Genomic DNA, 19,833 nt, shown 5'->3' on the forward strand with positions numbered 1-19,833 from the left:
CGGAGAAAAACCATGCAGTTTATCGACCTCGCCGCCCAACAGGCGCGCATCAAATCGGAAATCGACGCCAACATCCAAAAAGTTCTCGCCCACGGCCAATACATCTTGGGCCCCGAAGTTGCCGAACTCGAAGGCAAACTTGCCGAATACTGCGGCGCCAAATACTGCATCAGCGTCGCCAACGGTACCGACGCCCTGCAAATCGCCCTGATGGCGCTGGGCATCGGCGCGGGCGACGAAGTCATCATCCCCGGTTTCACCTACATCGCCACCGCCGAAACCGCCGCCCTGCTCGGCGCCAAACCCGTTTACATCGACGTTGACGAACAAACCTACAACCTCGACCCCGCCAAACTCGAAGCCGCAATTACCCCGAACACCAAAGCCATCATTCCCGTTTCGCTCTACGGCCAATGTGCCGACTTCGACGCCATCAACGAAATTTCCGCCAGACACGGCCTGCCCGTCATCGAAGACGCTGCACAAAGTTTCGGCGCCACCTACAAAGGCCGCAAATCCGGCAACCTTTCCACTATTTCCTGCACCAGTTTCTTCCCCAGCAAACCGCTGGGTTGCTACGGCGACGGCGGCGCGATTTTCACCAACGACGAAACGCTGGCCACGGTCATCCGCCAAATCGCCCGCCATGGACAAGACCGTCGCTACCACCACATCCGCGTCGGCGTAAACAGCCGTCTCGACACGCTGCAAGCCGCGATTCTGCTGCCCAAACTGGCCATTCTCGAAGAAGAAATGCAACTGCGCCAACAAGTCGCCGCATGGTACGCCGAAGCCCTCGCCGCCGCCGGCATCGCCGCGCCGCATATCGAGGCGCACAACCGCAGCGCGTTCGCCCAATACACCGTGCGCATCAAAAACCGCGACGCCGTTCAGACGGCCTTGAAAGCCGCCGGCATCCCGACCGCCGTCCACTACCCGATTCCGCTCAACAAACAGCCCGCCGTCGCCAGCGACGCCGTTTTGCCTGTCGGCGACAAAGTAGCCGAAGAAGTGATGAGCCTGCCGTTTTTCCCGTATATGACGCAGGAACAGGTCAAGCAGGTTGTGGACGCGTTGAAAGCGGCGGTTTGAGGCCTCTGAAATATTTCGATATTCCACCAATCCGTCCCGTGGGGAGGACTAGGGAGGGGCAAAGCGGCTGGGAGACGGAAACGCCTCCGAAATACCAACAGCCCTCTCCCCGACCCTCTCCCGCGGGAGAGGGAGCCGGCTTGCAAAAGCCCGGCCGTTTCCGAATTTTTCAGACGGCCTGAAAGCCGAAAAAACACCCGAGGCCGTCTGAAAATTTTGAAAGCCCTGCCGTAGCCCTGCCGTAGGGTGGGTGTAAACCCACCACCTGCCTGCACGGCGGAAAAACCGTTGACGAAATCTCTGGCGTTTGGATTTTGACCTGCGGTCAAACGGTGGGTTTACACCCACCCTACGGCAGGATGAAAACCGTTTGAGGCCGTCTGAAAAACCTCCCCGCCTACCCCGCCCGAAACACGCAATGAACACGAAAAAACTTCTCGGTTACGCCTTAGGCCCTTTGGGCAGCGCTGCGGTCAGCGCGGTTTCGCTACCGTTAATCTCTTGGTATTTCCCGGCCGACGACATCGGGCGTATTGTTCTGCTGCAAACGGTGGCGGGGCTGGTTTTGATTTTTGCGGGGTTGGGACTGGATCAGGCGTATATCCGCGAGTATCACGGCTCGGCCGACCGCGCGGGGCTGTTTAAAAGTATTTTTGCCGTGCCGCTGGTTTTGGTGGCGGGTTTGTGTATCTTGCTGGCGTTAAACCTGTCTTGGCCGTCTGAAAAACTGTTCGAGCTGCCCGATGCGGGCTTGGGCGTGTTGTGCCTGCTGTTTTTTGCCTCGTCGCTGATTTGCCGTTATCTGTCGGTGATTTTGAGGATGGAAGAACGCCCGTTTGCGTTTTCGTTCAGCCAGTTTACGCCTAAGGTTTTGATTTTGTTGGTAGTGGCGGTATATTTTCTGACCGGTTCGCCCAACGATACGTTCCGTTTGGTGTTGGCCTACACGGCGGCGCAGCTTGTGACTTTGGCGGTTTTGGCGTTCCAAACCAAAGGCGCGCTGAAGGAAGCGGCAGCAGCGCGTTTCAGCGGCCGAACGCTGAAAACCGCGCTGGATTACGGCTTTCCGCTGGCGCTGGGCGGTTTGGCCTATTGGGGTTTTGCCTCGATCGACCGTTTTGTTTTGAAACAGCAAAGCAGCCTCGGCGAGCTGGGCGTATATTCGATGGCGGTCAGCTTTGGCGCGATTGCTTTGATTTTTCAAAGTATTTTTTCAACCATTTGGGCGCCGATGGTGTTCAAATGGATTGAGGACAACACCAACCTCGACAAAATCGGCGGCATTGCCGCTGTAATGACGGATATGGTGGCGGCGATTTTGTGCGCGGCGGGGATTTTCTCTCCGCTGGTGCCGCTGCTGTTGCCGGAAAAATACGATCCCGTGCAGTTTATCCTGCTCTCCAGCATTCTGTTTCCGCTGCTTTATACGCTGACGGAAGTAAGCGGCATCGGCATCAACGTGCGCCGAAAAACCTGGCTGATTACGCTGATTTCGCTGGCGGCGTTCGGCTGCAACTGGTTTCTGCTCAATTGGCTCGTGCCGCTTTTCGGCGCGCGCGGGGCGGCGATGGCGACGGCGGCTTCGTTCTGGATTTTTTTCCTTTTGAAAACCGAAGTTTCCATCCGCATCTGGCAGCCGCTGCCGCGCGGCAAACTCTACGGCGCAACCGCCGCCTGCCTCGCCGTAAGCCTGGCGTACACACATTGGGGCTCGACGCAAAACCATCCGCTCTTCTGCGCGCTGTGGCTGGCAGTATTGGTTTGGCTGTTTAGGCAGCACCGAAACAGTTTGCAAAAAGCCGTTGCGGCGGTAAAAGGCCGTCTGAAAAAATAAGGCCGTCTGAAAACAAATTTGGAATTTCCCAACCATGCACGTTTTAGTTATCCCCTCTTGGTATCCCGCTACGCCCGACGATGTGGACGGCATTTTCTTCCGCCAGCAGGCGCAGGCTTTGCAGCGCTCGGGGCTGAAGGTTGGCGTGGTCGCGCCGATTTTCCGTTCGATGCGCGGCAAACCCGCGTCGATTCTCACCGGCGGCTACGGCGTGCGCAGCTATGTGGAAGCGGACATTCCGACTTATGTGTATAAAAGTATGTATTTTTTTCCGCGTATGCCGCGCGACCGCGGGCGCTGGGTCAAAGCGGGGAAAAAGCTGTTTGACCGCTATGTCGCCGAACAGGGGCGGCCGGATGTGATTCATGTCCATTGCGTGAGCCACGCGGGCATTTTGGCGCAGCAGATTTTTGAGGAGACGGGTATTCCGTATGTGATTACCGAACACAGCTCGACTTACGCGCGCAAATTGGTGCACGACTGGCAATGGGGCAAAATGCGCACGGCTGTGGAAAAAAGCGGCAGGCGTTTTGCCGTCAGCCGCACGTTTTGCACGCTCTTGGAAGAAATTTTCGCGGGGTCGGACTGGGAATACCTGCCCAACATCCTCTCCGCGCCGTTTGCCGCGCCCGTGGATTTGGCGTCGTTTGAAAAAGACGAAGATTTTACGTTCTGCTCGGTCGCGCATTTGCGCCGCAACAAGGGCTACGACATTCTGTTGCCCGCTTTTGCGCTGGCGCTGAAAAAATACCCGCAGCTCAAGCTGAAAATCGGCGGCGGCGGCGAGGCGGACGGCGAATTGCGCAAACTGGCGGCCGAACTGGGTTTGAACGCTTCGGTCACATTCTTGGGCGCGCTGACCAATACCGAAGTTTTGGATTTGATGCGCAAGAGCCATGCGTTTGTGTTGGCGAGCCGTTATGAGACCTTCGGCGTGGTCTATATCGAGGCCGTGTCGCAAGGCTTGCCGGTGGTCGCCACCCGCTGCGGCGGACCGGAAACCACAGTAACGCCCGAAAACGGCTTGCTGGTGCCGTCTGAAAACGTCGAAGCGCTGGCCGATGCGCTGATTGAAATTTATGAAAACCGCAGCCGCTACCGCGCAGAAGATTTGCGCGCGGGTGCGTTGGCGGAATACGGCGAAAGCAGCGTGGTGGCGCGGCTGACCGAAGCCTTCGAATCCCTTGTTTCACAAAAACAACAAAACCTTATCGGAAACGAATTACCGTGAAAATCAAAACCTTATCTGTTTACACACTCATGCTCTACGGCATGCTGGTTGCCTATATGTTGGGGCCGGCGGTTTCCTACAAAACGGGGCTGCCGCGTATCGACAACCCGCTGGCTTTGCTGTTCATCATCATGAGCGTCGGCATTTTTTTCTTGGAAAACAAACGGTTTCCAAGAAAATTCGCCATGCCGTTTACCGCGCTGACGCTGATGGGCGGCTGGGCATCGCTGCATTTTGCGATTTCGAAGCTGACGGGCACGACGTTTATGGACTTGGTGTCGTTCGTCATCATTCCGTGTTTTTTCTACATTCTGTATCTGGCCGTTTCGCGGCATGAAGACAGCTTGGGCTTTATCCGCCGCCTGATCGCGCTGTTTGCCGCGTTTATCGTCTTTCCCGCGCTGGCCGAGCTGCTGACGGGAATTCAGTTTGTAACCGCCGATGAAGTGCTTTCGATTGAATCGGGCACGATCAAAGGCTTGTTTTTCAACCCGAACAATCTTGCCACCACCGCCGTCTGCCTCGCACCCGCGGTATTGTTTTTCTTCAATCAGGAATCGGAACGCCCCCGCGACACGCTGTTGGGCTGGCTGATTTATCTGGCGTTGGGCGTCGTCATCCTCATCAGCGTCTCGCGCACGGCCATCGGCTGCTATTTCCTGCTGACCGCACTTTACCTGATTTACCGCGGCAACAATCCGATTACGCTGGCACTGATGCTGGGCGCGTTTTTTGCCGTAACCGCCGTTCCCGAATACATGGTGCGCGACTTTCTGCTCTCGCTCAACAGCAACGAATTTTTGGAACGCTTCTCCTCGCGCGTTTACCTGTTTCTGTTTGATTTGGGCAGCGACAATTCCGTTTCGACCCGTCAGGAAATCTACAACTATTTCTGGCACAACCCGCCCCTGCTGCTCGAGGGTTTCGGCCCGAAAAATTTCCGCCAGTATTTCGGCGGCCATATCGGCAGCAGCTTGGGTTTTGAAAACCCGCACAGCTTCCCTATCGAACTTTATCTGGGCTTCGGCATCGTGTCGATGCTGGCTTTTGCGGCTTACGTTTTGTTTTACGGCACCATCGCACTGGGCAGCGGGCGCACCGTTTCCTCACGCGCGAAAATGGCGGCTTTGTGCGCCATGCTGGTGTTTTTAATCGGCGGGTTCATTCCGTCGTCCATCCTGCGGCTGCCGTTTGTGTGGCTGCCCTGTTTCCTTATCTGCCTCTATCTGATTAGCGGCGGCAACCGAAGAAAGGCAGTTTCCCTATGAAAATCATGTTGGCAACTTCCATGAGCGGCTTGGGCGGCACCGAAAACGCCTCCCTGCGCTTGGGCAAACTTTTGGCCGCGCACGGCCACGAAGTCCACCTCGCCTCTTCAGACGGCCCTTTGATTCCCGAAGCCGAAGCGGCGGGCATCAAATGGCACAACATCGATTTTTATCAGGGCGCGGCAGGCTATCTCAAAGGCACGGCGGCGTTTTTCAAACTGCTCAAAGCGGAGCGGCCCGACATCGTCCACTGCCAGATGGCGCGGATTGTGCCCGCCTGCGCGACAATGGCGAAAATCGCCTCGCCGAAAACCAAAGTGTTTTACCACGCCCGCGGCCTCGACCCCGAAACCTATCCGCGCATCGCTAAAATTTTCGACAAGCTCGGCGTCTATATCATCGCCAACTGCAAACACGAACGCGAAAAAATCATCCGCCACGGCTTTCCTGCCGCGCGCATCGCCTACACCTACAACGCCCTGCCCGACGCGCCCGAAACGGCTGAAAAACCCGCGCGCGACACCGTCATGCTCGGCACGCTCTCGCGCCTGAACGCCACCCGCAACGTCGCCGACAGCATCCGCGTGTGCAAACGCCTGCTGGATAAGGGTTTGGACGTCAAAATGCAGATCGGCGGCATCGGCGAAGAAACCGACGCACTCAAAGCATTGGTTTTGGATTCGGAGCTGGCGGGCAAAGTGAAATTCCTCGGCGCGGTGCGCGATTTGAACGCCTTTTTCGCCGACACCGACATTCTGCTCAACAACCTGAATCTGGTCGGCGACCACGGCGCAGGCGTAGGTAACAACATCCTCGAAGCCGGCCTCTACCGCACCGCCGTCGTCAGCTACGACGCCGCCGGCATTTCCGAAATGGTGGAACACGGCGAAACGGGGTTCTGCACGCCCGTCAACGATTTGGACACCTTTACCGGCGCGGTCGAAACGCTGGTACGAGACGCCGCTTTGCGCCGCCGTTTCGGCGATGCGCTGCACGGGCGCGTTACCCGCCTCTGTTCCGACGAAGAAATCTACCGCACCACGCTTGCCGCATACGAACTCTGAGGCCGTCTGAAAATGAAGATTACCATTGTCGCCCCCTATTGCTCGCTGCCCTCCGAGCCGCATTTCAACCGCTTTTGGCATCTGGCCGAGCTGTTGTCGCAATCGCACGACGTTCTGCTGATTACCAGCAATTTCAAACACTACGACAAATCTTTCAGACGGCCTGAAGACGCCGAAGCCGCCTCGCAAGGCCGTCTGAAAGTCATGCTGTTGAACGAAAGCGGTTATCGGAAAAACGTCTCGCTAGACCGCGTGAAAAGCCATCATGTTTTCGTGAAAGAGTTCGGGCAATGGCTGGAACGCCGGCAGCCGGGCAGCCAAGACGTGGTGTTTTCCGCCTACCCGCTGATTGCCACCAACATTCTTTTGGGCAAACACAAAGCCCGTTTGGGCTACAAACTGATTATCGACGTGCAGGACGTTTGGCCGGAATCGTTTTCGTCGGTCATGCCGTTTTTGAAAAAAATTCCGCACAATCTGCTGCCGTTTGCCTCAAGGGCCAACCAAGCCTACCGCTACGCCGACGGTTTGGTCGCCGTGTCGCAAACCTATCTTGACCGCGCCAAAGAAGCCAATCCCAACGTACCTAGCGAAGTCGTGTATATCGGCGCTGATTTCCCTAAACTCGACGCCGCGCCCGCCAAAGATTTCGGCAACGACAAAACCCGTTTCTTTTATCTGGGCACGCTCAGTTACAGCTACGACGTCGAAACCGTCTGCAAAGGCGTCCGGCAGCTTCTCGACGCCGGCGAAAACGTCGAGCTGCACATCATGGGCGGCGGCCCTGAGCTGGAAAAACTCAAACAATACGCCAATGACGCCATTAAGTTTTACGGCTATATCCCCTATTCGGAAATGATGTCGGTGGCCAAAGGCTGCGATATTGCCGTCAACCCGATTCATTCCTACGCCATGCAGTCAATTACCAACAAACTCTCCGACTACATGGCGCTGCAAAAACCGATACTCAACAGCCAGGTCAACGACGAAGTGGCCGAAGTGCTGACCCTGCTGCCGCACGCCGACTACACCTCCGGCAATGTCGGCAGCTTCCTGCGCGCCGCCAAAGAAATCCTGCGCCGCAAAGACGACCCCGTCCAATCGGAAGAGATTATCCGCCGCTTCAAGCGCGACGTGGCGTATCAGAAAATCGTTGCCTTAATTGAGAAACTGGGAGCAAAATAAGCGCCCTTTCAATCACATCAAAAATAATCACAAAAATGAAAATTGTTTTATCAACTTCGATGGCCGGCTTCGGCGGCACGGAAAACGCCTCTTTGCGGCTGGGAAACTTATTGAAAAGCAGAGGCCACGATGTCATTCTGGCTTCTTCAGACGGCCCGTTGATGGCCGAAGCCAAAGCAGCGGGCATCCGCTGGTATCCGATAGACTTTTACGGCGGCGGCAAGGCGGGTTATTTAAAAACCATTTTTGCCTGCGCAAAAATGCTGCGGCAGGAAAAGCCCGACCTGATTCACTGCCAGATGGCGCGGATTGTGCCGGGTTGCGTGGCGGCGGTCAGGCTCGCCTCACCGCAAACCAAAGTGTTTTACCACGCGCGCGGGCTGGAGGCGGAGACCTATCCGAAAATCGCCAAACTGTTCGGCCGGCTCGGCGTTTACACCATCGCCAACTGCAAACATGAGCGCGACAAGCTCATCCGCCACGGATTCCCTGCCGAGCGCATTACCTACACCTACAACGCCCTGCCCAAAGCGGATTTCGTGCCCGAAAAAACCGACAAAGATTATGTGATGCTGGGCACGCTCTCGCGCCTCGACCGCATCCGCGCGGTGCACATCATGCTGAATATTTTCCGCAACTTAATCGACCGCGGCTTAAACGTGCGCCTGACCGTCGCGGGCGACGGCGAAGAAATGGCCAACCTCAGGCAACAGGCGCAGGATTTGGGCATTGCCGACAAAGTGACCTTTCTCGGCGCCATCCGCGACTTGGCGGCATATTTCAAAGAAGTCGATATTTTGGTGAACACGCCCGACTGCATCGGCGACCGCTGCGCAGGCGTGGGCAACAATGTTTTGGAAGCCGGCCTCTACCACACCCCCGCCGTTTCCTACAACATGAGCGGCACGGACGAAATGGTCATCAGCGGCAAAACCGGCTACTGCATTAATATGCACGACAAAAAAGCCTTCATCGAAGCGGTGGAAATTTTGGTGGCCGACAAAGCATTGCGCCGCCAAATGGGCGACGCGCTCTACGAACACGTTACCATGCTGTGTTCCGACGACGAAATTTACCGCACCACGATGGAAGCCTACGCGATGGCTGTGCCATCTGAAAAAATCAAATCCTGAACGGTTAAAACTTTTCAGACGGCATGATATCTAAACAAAGATAACAAACCGATAACAACGAAAGCACACCATGAATATGTTTATCAAGCGTCTGTTTGACATTTTGGCCGCCTCGTTCGGCTTAGTCTTGCTGTCACCCGTTTTCCTGATTCTGGTCTACCTGATCCGGAAAAACTTGGGGTCGCCCGTTTTCTTTACCCAAGAGCGGCCGGGCAAAGACGGCAAGCCGTTTAAAATGATCAAATTCCGCTCCATGCGCGACGCGGCCGATTCAGACGGCAACCCCCTGCCCGATTCCGAGAGGCTGACTCCGTTCGGCAAAAAGCTGCGCGCCACCAGCCTCGACGAACTGCCCGAATTATGGAACGTGTTGCGCGGCGAAATGAGTCTGGTCGGCCCGCGCCCGCTGTTGATGCACTACCTGCCGCTCTACAACGATTTCCAAAACCGCCGCCACGAAATGAAACCGGGCGTCACCGGCTGGGCACAGGTAAACGGCCGCAACGCGATTTCATGGGATGAAAAATTTGCCTACGATGTCTGGTATATCGACAATTACAGCCTGTGGCTGGATGTTAAAATACTGTTTCTTACCATAAAAAAAGTCTTCATAAAAGAAGGGATCTCTGCTGAAGGCGAAGCCACCATGCCGTTTTTTCAAGGGAACAACAACGATGATCAAACCTAAAAACAAAAATATCCTGATTTTATCCGCCGGCCGCCGCGTCGAATTGGTTCAGGACTTCAAAACCGAAGCCGCCAAAATTTCAGACGGCCTAAAAGTCTTTACCGCCGAACTCAATCCCGCCATGTCGTCCGCCTGCCATGTTTCGGACGGCAGCTTCGTTTTGCCCCGCATCGACGATCCGGCCTACACCGACCGCATCTTCGAGCTGGCTCAGGCGCAGAACACCGGCCTGATTATCCCGACTTTCGACACCGAATTGAAAATCCTCGCCGACGAGCGCGAACGCTTCGCCCGAGCCGGTATCCACCTGATTGTCTCCGACAGCAATCTCGTTGCCCAATGCCGTGACAAACGCCGTACCGTCGGCCTGTTTGAAAAACTCGGCATCGCCACGCCGGAAATCTACGCCGCCGGCGCGCTGACCTTCCCCTGCTTCGCCAAACCTTACGACGGCAGCCGCAGCATCGGCGCCAAGCGCATCATGTCGCCCGACGACCTGACCGAAGAATTGCTGGCCGACCCGAAAATGATGTTCTGCCAATACATCGACAACGAATTCGACGAATACACCGTCGATCTCTACTACGACCGCCAAGGCCGTCTGAAATGCGCCGTACCGCGCCAGCGCTTGGAAGTACGCTCCGGTGAAGTGAGCAAAGGCGCGACCCGCCGCCATGCGCTTTACGGAACCATGATGCAGGCCATGCCCAAACTCGAAGGCGCGCGCGGCTGCATTACCGCCCAATTTTTCTACCGCAAAGCCGACAACACCCTCTACGGCGTCGAAATCAACCCCCGCTTCGGCGGCGGCTACCCGCTGACCTACGCCGCCGGCGGCAACTACGTCGGCTGGCTGATCCGCGAATACCTGCTCGGCGAAGACGTGCCGTTTTTCGATGCCTGGGAAAACAATCTGATTATGCTGCGCTACGACGCAAAGGTTTTGGTGCATGAACATCAAGCCTGACGAATGGGTATTGGTGTTCGACCTCGACGACACGCTTTATGCCGAATATGCCTACAAATGCTCCGGCATCCGCGCCGTCTGCGCGCTGGTTTCGACGCTCTACCCGCAGTTTGACGCGCAAGATCTCTACGCCGCGCTCGACACCAAAAGCAGCGGCTGGCTCGAAGCACTTTGCCGCCGCTGCGGTTTGAACGACGCCGAAAAACAAAGCCTGCTGTGGCACTACCGCCTGCATGCACCCGAGATTCAGACCTTCATGCCGTCTGAAAAACTCAACGCCCTGATACAGCGTTTCGCCGCTGCCGCCCTGATTTCAGACGGCCGCAGCATTTCCCAGCGCCAAAAGCTCAAAGCGCTCGGTCTTCTGGAAGCGTTTGATTTGATTCTGATTTCCGAAGAATGGGGCGAAGACAAACCCGCGCCCAAGCGGTTTGCCGAAGTCGAAAGCCGCTTCCCCGCCAAGCGTTATATTTACGTCGGCGACAACGTGAAAAAAGATTTCGTCACCCCAAAACGCATGGGCTGGCTGACCGTCGGCATTACTGCACGGGCGGACAACATCCATCAGGCCGCCCCCGACCTGCCGTCTGAATACCAACCCGATCGGTGGCTGGACTCGGTGGCGGATTTGGAAAAACTTCTGATGCCGGCCGGACATTTTTCAGACGGCCTAAACCTGCCGCAACCGACAATGCCCAATGCCGTCTGAAACGCCCGAAGCTCCTCAAACCTCTGAAACACCAAACTGCGTAGGTTTGGTTTAAGAAAACAGATTGGCAACGGCACAGACTTCATCCGGTTCAAATCCATATTTTTCAGACGGCATCAATAGGCCGTCTGAAAAAAGAAACCGCAGAATCAACCAAAACGGGCAAAACGCAAACCCAACATTTTCGGAACAACGTCTTTAAATATTAACAAACACCGAAAAGACAACAGAAAGAAGGAATCCCAAATGACGAAAATCCTTTTCATGGGTAGGAAACAAGTTTCCGCCGAACTGCTCACCTACCTGCACGGCCAACCCGGCATCGAAATCGCCGGCGTTCTGACCGACAGCCACCTGCAAGGCTCGCCGACCACCACAGCGGCGCAGAAGCTCGGACTGCCGCTGTTTACCTTCGACACCGCGCTTGAAGCCATGAAAGCAGGCCGTCTGAAATACGACTTAGGCATTTCCGTGCTCTACTGGCGCAAACTGCGCGACGAGTTCCTGACCGTTCCCCCGCGCGGCACCATCAATTTCCACCCCGCCATCCTGCCCGAATACAAAGGCACCGGCGGCTACAACCTCGCGATTATGGACGGCCTCTCCGAATGGGGCATTTCCGCCCACTACGTCGATGCCTCCATCGACACGGGCGAACTCATCGAAATCGTCCGTTTCCCGATGGATCCCGACACCGAAACCGCGCAGTCGCTCGAGCAGAAATCCATGGACGAACTCGCCCCGTTTGCCCGCCGCCTGATCATGCAGGCCGCGCAAAGCGAAGCCAAACTGCCGACCACCGCCAACGTCGGCGGCCGCTACGTCAGCCGCGACGAAATGGAAGCCATGAAAGAAATCCAAGCCGGCGACGATGTAGACCGCAAAATCCGCGCGTTCTGGTTTCCGCCTTACGACGGCGCCTACGTCGTCATCAACGGCCAGAAATACACCCTAGTCAACCGCCAACTGCTGGAAGAAGTCGCCCCGAGCAACGCCACCAGCCTTTTTGCAGGAAAAGCCAATGCTTAATACATCCCTCTCCCCGTGGCCGAGTTTTACCCAAGAAGAAGCCGACGCCGTATCGCGCGTTTTGCTTTCCAACAAAGTCAACTACTGGACCGGCACCGAGTGCCGCGAATTTGAAAAAGAATTCGCCCGATATGTCGGCACCGAATACGCCGTCGCCTTAGGCAACGGCACGCTGGCTCTGGACGTCGCCCTCAAAGCGATGGGTATCGGCAAGGGCGACGACGTCATCGTCACCTCGCGCACCTTCCTCGCCTCCGCCTCCGCCATCGTCACCGCCGGCGCCAATCCTGTGTTTGCCGACGTTGATTTAAACAGCCAAAACATCAGCGCCGAAACCATTCAGACGGCCTTAACCCCCAACACCAAAGCCATCATCGTCGTCCACCTCGCCGGCATGCCCGCCGAAATGGATGCCATCATGGAGTTGGCCGAAAAACACAACCTGTGGGTCATCGAAGACTGCGCGCAGGCGCACGGCGCAAAATACAAAGGCAAATCCGTCGGCGCCATCGGCCACGTCGGCGCCTGGTCGTTCTGCCAAGACAAAATCATGACCACCGGCGGCGAAGGCGGCATGGTCACCACCAACGATAAAGAATTGTGGAACAAAATGTGGTCGTACAAAGACCACGGCAAAAGTTTCGACGCCGTGTACAGCCGCCAACACCCGCCCGGCTTCCGCTGGCTGCACGAAAGTTTCGGCACCAACTGGCGCATGATGGAAATGCAGGCCGTCATCGGCCGCATCCAACTGCGCCGTATGCCCGAGTGGACCGCCAAACGCCAAGCCAATGCCGCCGCGCTGGCCGAATCGCTGGGTAAATTTGATGCCGTCCGTCTGGTTGAAGTGCCCGACTACATCGAACACGCGCAATACAAATTTTACGCCTTCGTCAAACCCGAAAAATTAAACGACGGCTGGACGCGCGACCGCATCGTGGACGAACTGAATGCGCGTAAAGTGCCGTGTTATCAGGGAAGCTGCTCCGAGGTGTACCGCGAAAAAGCCTTCGACAACACCCCGTGGCGCCCGAAAGAGCGTCTGAAAAACGCGGTCGAACTGGGCGACACCAGCCTGATGTTCCTTGTCCACCCCACCCTGACCGAACAAGAAATCGCATTTTGTAAAGAAAACATCGAAGCCGTGTTAAAGCAGGCAGTCAGATGAACTTTTCAGACGGCATAGTGGTCGAATAATGCCGTCTGAAAAAGTTTTTAGGGCTGGAAAATGAATGCTTGAGGCCGTCTGAAAAATTTTCAGACGGCTTGAGCAGCTGCCGGGCTGAAGCCCGGCCTACGGCAGCTGAAACCGTTAATCCCACAACCGACGTCATTCATCCACGGTTAAATACAGGCCATATCTTGTTTTAAAATAAATTTCAGAAAACTAAGTGCGGATTCCCGCCTGCGCGGGAATGACGTCCGTGAAAATTCTGGCACTGAGCGTAGTCGAAGTGTCAGACGGCCTTAAAAAGCAAAACATCCCCTCCCGAACAACAAAACACGCTTTTCAACATTGCCGGACCAAAACATGAACTTGGAAACCTTATTAGCTTTACCGCGTAACATCAAAAAGACGTTTTTCGTCATTCACGACGTTTTGATGATTTTCGTTGCATTCTGGTTTACCCAAAGCCTCAAAGCCGACTATTCCGACGAATGGTCGAACGTGGCAAACTGGCTGGTTTTTGCCGTTACCGCCGCGCTGACGATTTTGACGTTTGTGCGCCTCGGCCTCTACCGCGCCGTTACCCGCTACGTCAGCACACGTGTTTTGACTTCCGCCGTATTCGGCAGCGTCGTGTCGATGGCGGTGTTTTTTCTGGCGACGCTGCTGTTTGAACAGCGGCTGCGTCTGGCGCTGCCGATTGTGTATTTCCTGCTGTTGGTCGTATTGGTCACCAGCTCGCGCATGATTTTGCGCTCGGTGTTGTCCAACCGGCGCAAAAAGCAGATGGAACCCGTGATTATCTATGGTGCGGGTCAGTCCGGCCGCCAGCTTTTGGAAGCGGTCAAACAGGTCAGCGAGTATTACGCGGTGGCGTTTGTCGACGACAATCCCAAGCTGCAACGCAGCATGATTTACGATCTGACCGTGTTCAGGCCGTCTGAAATCCAAGATTTAATCGACCGCTACGGCGTGGAGAAAATCCTCTTGGCGATTCCGAGCGCGACGCAGGAAGAACGCAAGGCGATTGTCGAGAAACTGGAAAAATACAAATGCGAAGTGCTGACCATTCCGGGTATGAAAGACTTGGTGGACGGTAAAATCAGCGTCAGTTCGCTGAAAAAGATTTCGGTGGTCGACCTGCTCGGCCGCGACCCGGTCGCACCGCGCCCCGAGCTGATGAGCGCGGACATTACCGGCAAAACCGTGATGGTCACGGGTGCGGGCGGTTCGATAGGTTCGGAACTCTGCCGCCAGATTCTGCGCTGCCGTCCGGCAAAATTGCTGTTGTTCGAACTGTCGGAATTTTCGCTGTACAGCATCGACAAGGAATTGCGTGAAAAGCAGACGGAAAAAGGCACCGATATCGAAGTCGTGCCGCTTTTGGGCTCGGTTCAGGACAAAGAGCGCCTGATCGGCATTATGAAGGCGTTTGCGGTGGAAACCGTGTATCATGCCGCCGCCTACAAACACGTTCCGATGGTGGAATTCAACACCATCGAGGGCATCCGCAACAATATTTTCGGCACGCTCTCCTGCGCACAGGCGGCAGTGGAATCCAGCGTAGAGACATTCGTATTGATTTCGACCGACAAAGCCGTGCGCCCCACCAACACGATGGGCGCAAGCAAGCGCATGGCCGAACTCTGCCTTCAGGCGCTGGCGGCCGAACCCGGCCAGAAAACGCGTTTCTGCATGGTGCGCTTCGGCAACGTATTGGGCTCGTCCGGCTCGGTTGTGCCCGTGTTTGAAAAACAGATTGCCGCAGGCGGCCCGATTACCCTGACCCACCCCGACATCACCCGCTACTTCATGACCATTCCCGAAGCGGCGCAACTGGTGATTCAGGCGGGCGCGATGGGCAAAGGCGGCGATGTGTTCGTTCTCGATATGGGCGAATCGGTAAAAATCATCGACCTAGCCAAGCAGATGATCACCCTCAGCGGCCTGAAGCTGAAAGACGCCGCCCACCCCGACGGCGACATCGAAATCAAAACCACGGGATTGCGCCCGGGCGAAAAACTTTACGAAGAGCTGCTCATCGGCGACGACGTGCAAAAGACCACTCATCCCCGTATTATGACCGCCAGTGAAGTAATGCTGCCGTGGCAACAATTATCTGCGATACTTACGCGTATGGAATCGGCCTGCCGCGACATGAACCAAAACGACCTGCGCGCCCTCTTGCTGGAAGCCCCGACGGGGTTCAATCCGAAAGACGGAGTCTGTGATTTGGTCTGGCAGCAGACGCATCGGGCCGTCTGAAAATGAAAAACAAGCAGTAAGGCCGTCTGAAAAACGGAGTGAACTTTCAGACGGCCTCGAAAGCCCAAACAACCAACCGGACTAAAATTCAGCTAGGATATTATATCTTATGAAAAAACTTACCCTAATCAGCTTGTCTTTGATTGCATTTGCGAGCGGTTGCAGCAGCACAACCGTCATCCCCGGCTCATCGCTGAAACTCGGCAAAAAAACCGTCGTGTACGGCGAAAGCGAATCCAAAGCCGACCAAAACCTCGACAGCCGCGTGGCCGTTTATCCGATTACCTTCAACCTCATCGAACGTATGCGCGCGCCGGCATTGTCCGCCCGCCCAAACCCCGCGCTCGAGCAGAGCAAATCGGCCTACAAATACCGCATCGGCAACGGCGACGTGCTGAACATCATGGTGTGGGCGCATACCGATTTGAACTCACCCACCCAGTCCAACAATCCGCAAGACCACCAAGTCAGCCGCGGCGCATGGGTGGACGAGAGCGGTTACATTTCCTATCCGCTTTTGGGCAAAATCCAAGCCAAAGGCAAAACCATCGATGAATTGCAACGCTTGCTCACAGGCCGTCTGAAACGCTTCCTGAAAAACCCTCAGGTCGAAATCAACGTTACCGAATTCCGCTCGCAGCGCGTTTCCGTCGCCGGCGCGGTGGATAAAGCCGGCCAGCTGCCGATTACCAACATTCCGCTGACCATTCTCGACGCCGTCAACCAGGCCGGCGGCGTGAAGGAAAATGCCGACACCAACAACGTCAAATGGACGCACAACGGCGTCGACCGCATCATTTCGCTGCAAAACATCATGCAATACGGCGACCTGACCCAAAACCATCTGCTCTCCAACGGCGACATTGTTTATGTTCCCGACAACAGCAACAGCAAAGTTTACGTCATGGGCGAAACCGGCCGCCAGGGTACGCTTACCATCGGCAACCACGGCCTCAACCTGACGCAGGCATTGGGCAACGTCGGCGGCATGAACCAAACCATCGCCGACGCAACCGGCGTGTTCGTTATCCGCCGTGCGCCGCAGGATACTGCCAAACCGATACACATCTACCAGCTCAACCTGCGCGACGCCACCGCCTACACGCTGGGCAACGAGTTCAAACTCCAGCCGCAAGACGTGGTTTATGTAACCGCCGCACCGGTTGCCCGTTGGAACCGCGTAATGTCGCAGCTGACCAACTCGATTACCAACACCAACTCTTTGGACAGCACCTTTAAATAAGGCCGTCTGAAAAACCGTTTTACCAAGAAGTTTTATGTTTCAAAATATTTTAGTCGTCTGCCTCGGCAACATCTGCCGCTCGCCCACCGCCGAGCGGATTCTGCAAAAAAAACTGCCCCGCCACCGCATCAGCTCGGCGGGGTTGAAAGCCCTCGTGGGCAAAGATGCCGATTTCCAAGCCATCAAAACCGCCCTCAAACACGGTGTGGTCGTTGCCGGACATACCGCCCGCCAGCTCACGCCCGATATGTGCGACGCAGCGGATTTGATTCTGGTAATGGAGCCCGAACAGATCGACATGGTGGCCGACATCAAGCCGTCTGCGCGCAGCAAAACCATTCTGTTTGCGCAATGGCTGCCGAGAAAAACCGTACCCGACCCCTACAAACAAAGCAACGAAGTGTTTGAAGCGGTGTACCGCCAGCTTGAAGAGGCTGCCGATACTTGGGTGCGCAAACTCTCCAACCACAGCGCATAAACGCCGCCGCAACCGAATATCCGAAGTTTGAAAAGAAAGTTTACTGATGAACAACAAATACTCCGCATCAGCAGCATACGCAAAAGACGAAATCGACTTGGGCCGCCAGCTCTCCGGCCTTTGGGCGCACAAATACAAAATCGCTCTGGCTGTCTTAATCGGCGGCGCATTGGGCGCGGTTTACAGCCTTGCCGCCACGCCGGTTTACCGTGCCGACGCCATGCTGGAAATCGAAACCAAGCAAAACCAGATTCTTACGGAAATCAGCAACATCTTCTCAACCGAGCCGCTGCCCTCAGAAGCCGAGTTGGAACTGGTTCAGTCGCGCATGGTGTTGGGCAAAACCGTGGCCGATTTGCAGCTTGACCAAGAAGTCAAACCGAAATACTTTCCCGTATTCGGCACCCTGATGCACAACCTGACCAGCAACATCGAGCCCAAACTCGACATCACTGCTTTTACCGTTCAGCGCGACTGGATCAACCAAGCCTTTACGCTGACCGTGCGCGACAGTAAATCCTACATCCTCGAGCTGCCCGACGGCCGCTCGCTCGAAGGCCGCGTCGGCAAGCCCTTGAAAGTCAACAACGAAACCGTTCTGCTAATTGACAAAATCCTTGCCGATTCGCAGCAGGAATTTTCGTTGGTCAAATTCTCGCAACTGAGCGCAATCGACAACGTCCACAACAAACTTTCCGTCATCAGCAACGGTAAAACCAACCCGATTATTGAGCTGAACTACACCGATACCGACCCCAAAAAAGCCAGCCTCATCCTCAACAGCATTGCCGACAACTACGTCGAGCAAAACCGCGCCCGAGACATCCAAGTCGCCTCCAGCGGTCTCGCCTTCATCAGCGAAGAGCTGCCGCGTCTGAAAGAAACTCTGCAAGAGGCGGAAAACAAGCTCAACGCTTACCGCGAACGCTCCGGCTCGCTCGACATTCCGCTCGAGTCCAAAGGCGCAATCGAAAGCCTGACCGGCATCGAAACCCAAATCACCACCCTGCGCACCGAAGAAGCCGGACTGGCCGAACGCTACACCCCCGAGCATCCCTCGTATAAAGCCGTTTTGGACAAACTGGCCGTTTTGGAAAACGCCAAAAACAAAATCAACCGCCAAATCGCCGAGCTGCCCAACACCCAGCAGGAAGTCATCCGCCTGACCCGCGACGTTGAAACCAACCAAGCCACCTATGTCCAGCTCTTAAACAAGCAGCAAGAGCTCAACATCATGAAAGCCAGCGCACAAGGCAACGTCCGCGTCGTCGATCACGCCATTGAGCCGGAAATCCCCGTCGCCCCGCGCAAAGCCGTCATCACCCTCTTGGCCGCATTGGGCGCAGGCGCGCTGACCTCGCTGTGGTATCTGTTGCGCACCCGTATCCGCAGCGGCATCACCTCATCTGAAGACATTGAAAACATCGGCTTCGAAGTAGCCGCCCTCGTACCCTATTCCAAAACCCAGCAGAAACGCGACGTTTTGAAAAACCGCTTCAAATCCATCACCGGCCGCAATTCCTACCTGTTGGCCAGCGACGAATCCACCGACCTCGCCGTCGAAGCTCTGCGCGCCCTGCGTACCAACATCTACTTCTCCATGATGGACGCACGCAACAACATCCTGATGGTAACAGGTGCCGCCCCTGAAGCCGGCAAATCCTTTGTTTCCGCCAACCTCGCCGCCGTCATGGCTCAGGCCGGCAAGAAAGTGCTGTTAATCGATACTGATATGCGCAAAGGCTATCTGGACAAGGTCTTCGGCGTTAAAGCCGAATACGGCCTCGCTGATGTCCTCACCGGCAATGCCGCGCCCGGCTACGCCGTTCAGGCCACCCAAATCGAAAACCTCAGCCTGATTACCAACGGCGGCTACCCTGAAAATCCGTCCGAACTCTTGATGGACAACCGTTTCAGCGACCTCTTGGCCTATGCGCGCGAACGCTTCGACTACGTCATCATCGACACCCCGCCCGTACTCGCCGTTACCGACGCCGCCATCATCGGCCAACACGCCGCTACCACCCTGATGGTCGCCCGCTACGGCCTGACCACCTCGCGCGAGCTGACCATCAGCGCCGACCGCCTGAAACAGAGCAATATCAACGTCAAAGGCGTGATTCTCAACGGTATGGAACGCGAAGCCGGCAGCGGTTACGACTACTACGCCTACGAATCGCGTTCAAATAAAGATTACACCAAGAAAAGCAGTACCGACAAACAGGCTTAATGCTTGAAAATCAAAGGCCGTCTGAAAACCCGATTGCTGAGCACAACCGGAATTCAGACGGCCTTTTCACGGATACCCGAAGATTCGACATTCTGCTTCCCGGAGATGGGAAAGACTATTGCTTCCTGCTTTTGCAGCGCTTCCACCGGCTGCAACCACAGCTTTCCGAATCTTAAGCGGAAAAATTGAATAAACAAAAGGCCGTCTGAAAATTTTCAGACGGCCTTGATGCTTTACAGCGTCAATTCA

At 55.8% G+C, this 19,833-nt stretch carries 17 protein-coding genes; all 17 read left to right on the plus strand.

Annotated features, from left to right (window positions below):
• Positions 1–12 precede the first annotated feature (12 nt).
• The 17 genes from BG910_RS03020 to BG910_RS12130 all read left to right on the plus strand — a co-directional run bounded on the left by BG910_RS03020 (position 13) and on the right by BG910_RS12130 (position 19,760).
• Positions 13–1,092 (plus strand): DegT/DnrJ/EryC1/StrS family aminotransferase, encoded by a 1,080-nt coding sequence (locus BG910_RS03020; RefSeq protein ID WP_089035569.1) that lies wholly within the window; start codon positions 13–15, stop codon positions 1,090–1,092.
• 418 nt (positions 1,093–1,510) lie between these two features.
• Positions 1,511–2,926 (plus strand): lipopolysaccharide biosynthesis protein, encoded by a 1,416-nt coding sequence (locus tag BG910_RS03025; protein WP_089035570.1) that lies wholly within the window; start codon positions 1,511–1,513, stop codon positions 2,924–2,926.
• Between the two features lie 34 nt (positions 2,927–2,960).
• On the plus strand, positions 2,961–4,157 hold the full coding sequence (locus BG910_RS03030; RefSeq protein ID WP_089035571.1) for a glycosyltransferase: 1,197 nt from the start codon (positions 2,961–2,963) through the stop codon (positions 4,155–4,157).
• Positions 4,154–5,425 (plus strand): O-antigen ligase family protein, encoded by a 1,272-nt coding sequence (locus tag BG910_RS03035; protein WP_089035572.1) that lies wholly within the window; start codon positions 4,154–4,156, stop codon positions 5,423–5,425. The genes BG910_RS03030 and BG910_RS03035 overlap by 4 nt, the downstream gene beginning before the upstream one ends.
• Positions 5,422–6,489 (plus strand): glycosyltransferase, encoded by a 1,068-nt coding sequence (locus tag BG910_RS03040; protein WP_089035573.1) that lies wholly within the window; start codon positions 5,422–5,424, stop codon positions 6,487–6,489. Before BG910_RS03035 ends, BG910_RS03040 begins: the two co-directional genes overlap by 4 nt.
• Before the next feature lie 12 nt (positions 6,490–6,501).
• Positions 6,502–7,674, plus strand: coding sequence for a glycosyltransferase (locus BG910_RS03045; RefSeq protein WP_089035574.1), 1,173 nt, complete (start codon positions 6,502–6,504; stop codon positions 7,672–7,674).
• Positions 7,675–7,709: 35 nt separating this feature from the next.
• Positions 7,710–8,807, plus strand: coding sequence for a glycosyltransferase (locus BG910_RS03050; RefSeq protein ID WP_089035575.1), 1,098 nt, complete (start codon positions 7,710–7,712; stop codon positions 8,805–8,807).
• A 70-nt stretch (positions 8,808–8,877) separates the two neighbouring features.
• Positions 8,878–9,495 carry a sugar transferase gene (locus tag BG910_RS03055; protein WP_089035576.1) on the plus strand — a complete coding sequence of 206 codons (618 nt, stop codon included), beginning with the start codon at positions 8,878–8,880 and terminating at the stop codon, positions 9,493–9,495.
• Positions 9,482–10,462, plus strand: a complete 981-nt coding sequence (locus tag BG910_RS03060; protein WP_089035577.1) for an ATP-grasp domain-containing protein — start codon at positions 9,482–9,484, stop codon at positions 10,460–10,462. Before BG910_RS03055 ends, BG910_RS03060 begins: the two co-directional genes overlap by 14 nt.
• Complete coding sequence (locus tag BG910_RS03065; protein WP_089035578.1) at positions 10,446–11,171, plus strand: HAD family hydrolase; 726 nt, start codon at positions 10,446–10,448, stop codon at positions 11,169–11,171. Before BG910_RS03060 ends, BG910_RS03065 begins: the two co-directional genes overlap by 17 nt.
• Positions 11,172–11,417: 246 nt before the next feature.
• Positions 11,418–12,200, plus strand: coding sequence for a formyltransferase family protein (locus BG910_RS03070; protein WP_089035579.1), 783 nt, complete (start codon positions 11,418–11,420; stop codon positions 12,198–12,200).
• Positions 12,193–13,368 carry a DegT/DnrJ/EryC1/StrS family aminotransferase gene (locus BG910_RS03075; RefSeq protein ID WP_089035580.1) on the plus strand — a complete coding sequence of 392 codons (1,176 nt, stop codon included), beginning with the start codon at positions 12,193–12,195 and terminating at the stop codon, positions 13,366–13,368. The genes BG910_RS03070 and BG910_RS03075 overlap by 8 nt, the downstream gene beginning before the upstream one ends.
• A 363-nt stretch (positions 13,369–13,731) precedes the next feature.
• Complete coding sequence (locus tag BG910_RS03080; RefSeq protein WP_089035581.1) at positions 13,732–15,633, plus strand: polysaccharide biosynthesis protein; 1,902 nt, start codon at positions 13,732–13,734, stop codon at positions 15,631–15,633.
• 109 nt (positions 15,634–15,742) lie between these two features.
• Positions 15,743–16,876, plus strand: coding sequence for a polysaccharide export protein (locus tag BG910_RS03085; protein WP_089035582.1), 1,134 nt, complete (start codon positions 15,743–15,745; stop codon positions 16,874–16,876).
• Positions 16,877–16,910: 34 nt separating this feature from the next.
• Entirely contained in the window at positions 16,911–17,354 is a 444-nt protein-coding gene (locus tag BG910_RS03090) for a low molecular weight protein-tyrosine-phosphatase (protein ID WP_089035583.1), read from the plus strand.
• Between the two features lie 46 nt (positions 17,355–17,400).
• On the plus strand, positions 17,401–19,584 hold the full coding sequence (locus tag BG910_RS03095) for a polysaccharide biosynthesis tyrosine autokinase (protein ID WP_089035584.1): 2,184 nt from the start codon (positions 17,401–17,403) through the stop codon (positions 19,582–19,584).
• Complete coding sequence (locus BG910_RS12130) at positions 19,584–19,760, plus strand: hypothetical protein (RefSeq protein WP_157694015.1); 177 nt, start codon at positions 19,584–19,586, stop codon at positions 19,758–19,760. The genes BG910_RS03095 and BG910_RS12130 overlap by 1 nt, the downstream gene beginning before the upstream one ends.
• Positions 19,761–19,833 lie beyond the last annotated feature (73 nt).

The organism is Neisseria chenwenguii (assembly GCF_002216145.1).
Lineage (GTDB): Bacteria > Pseudomonadota > Gammaproteobacteria > Burkholderiales > Neisseriaceae > Neisseria > Neisseria chenwenguii.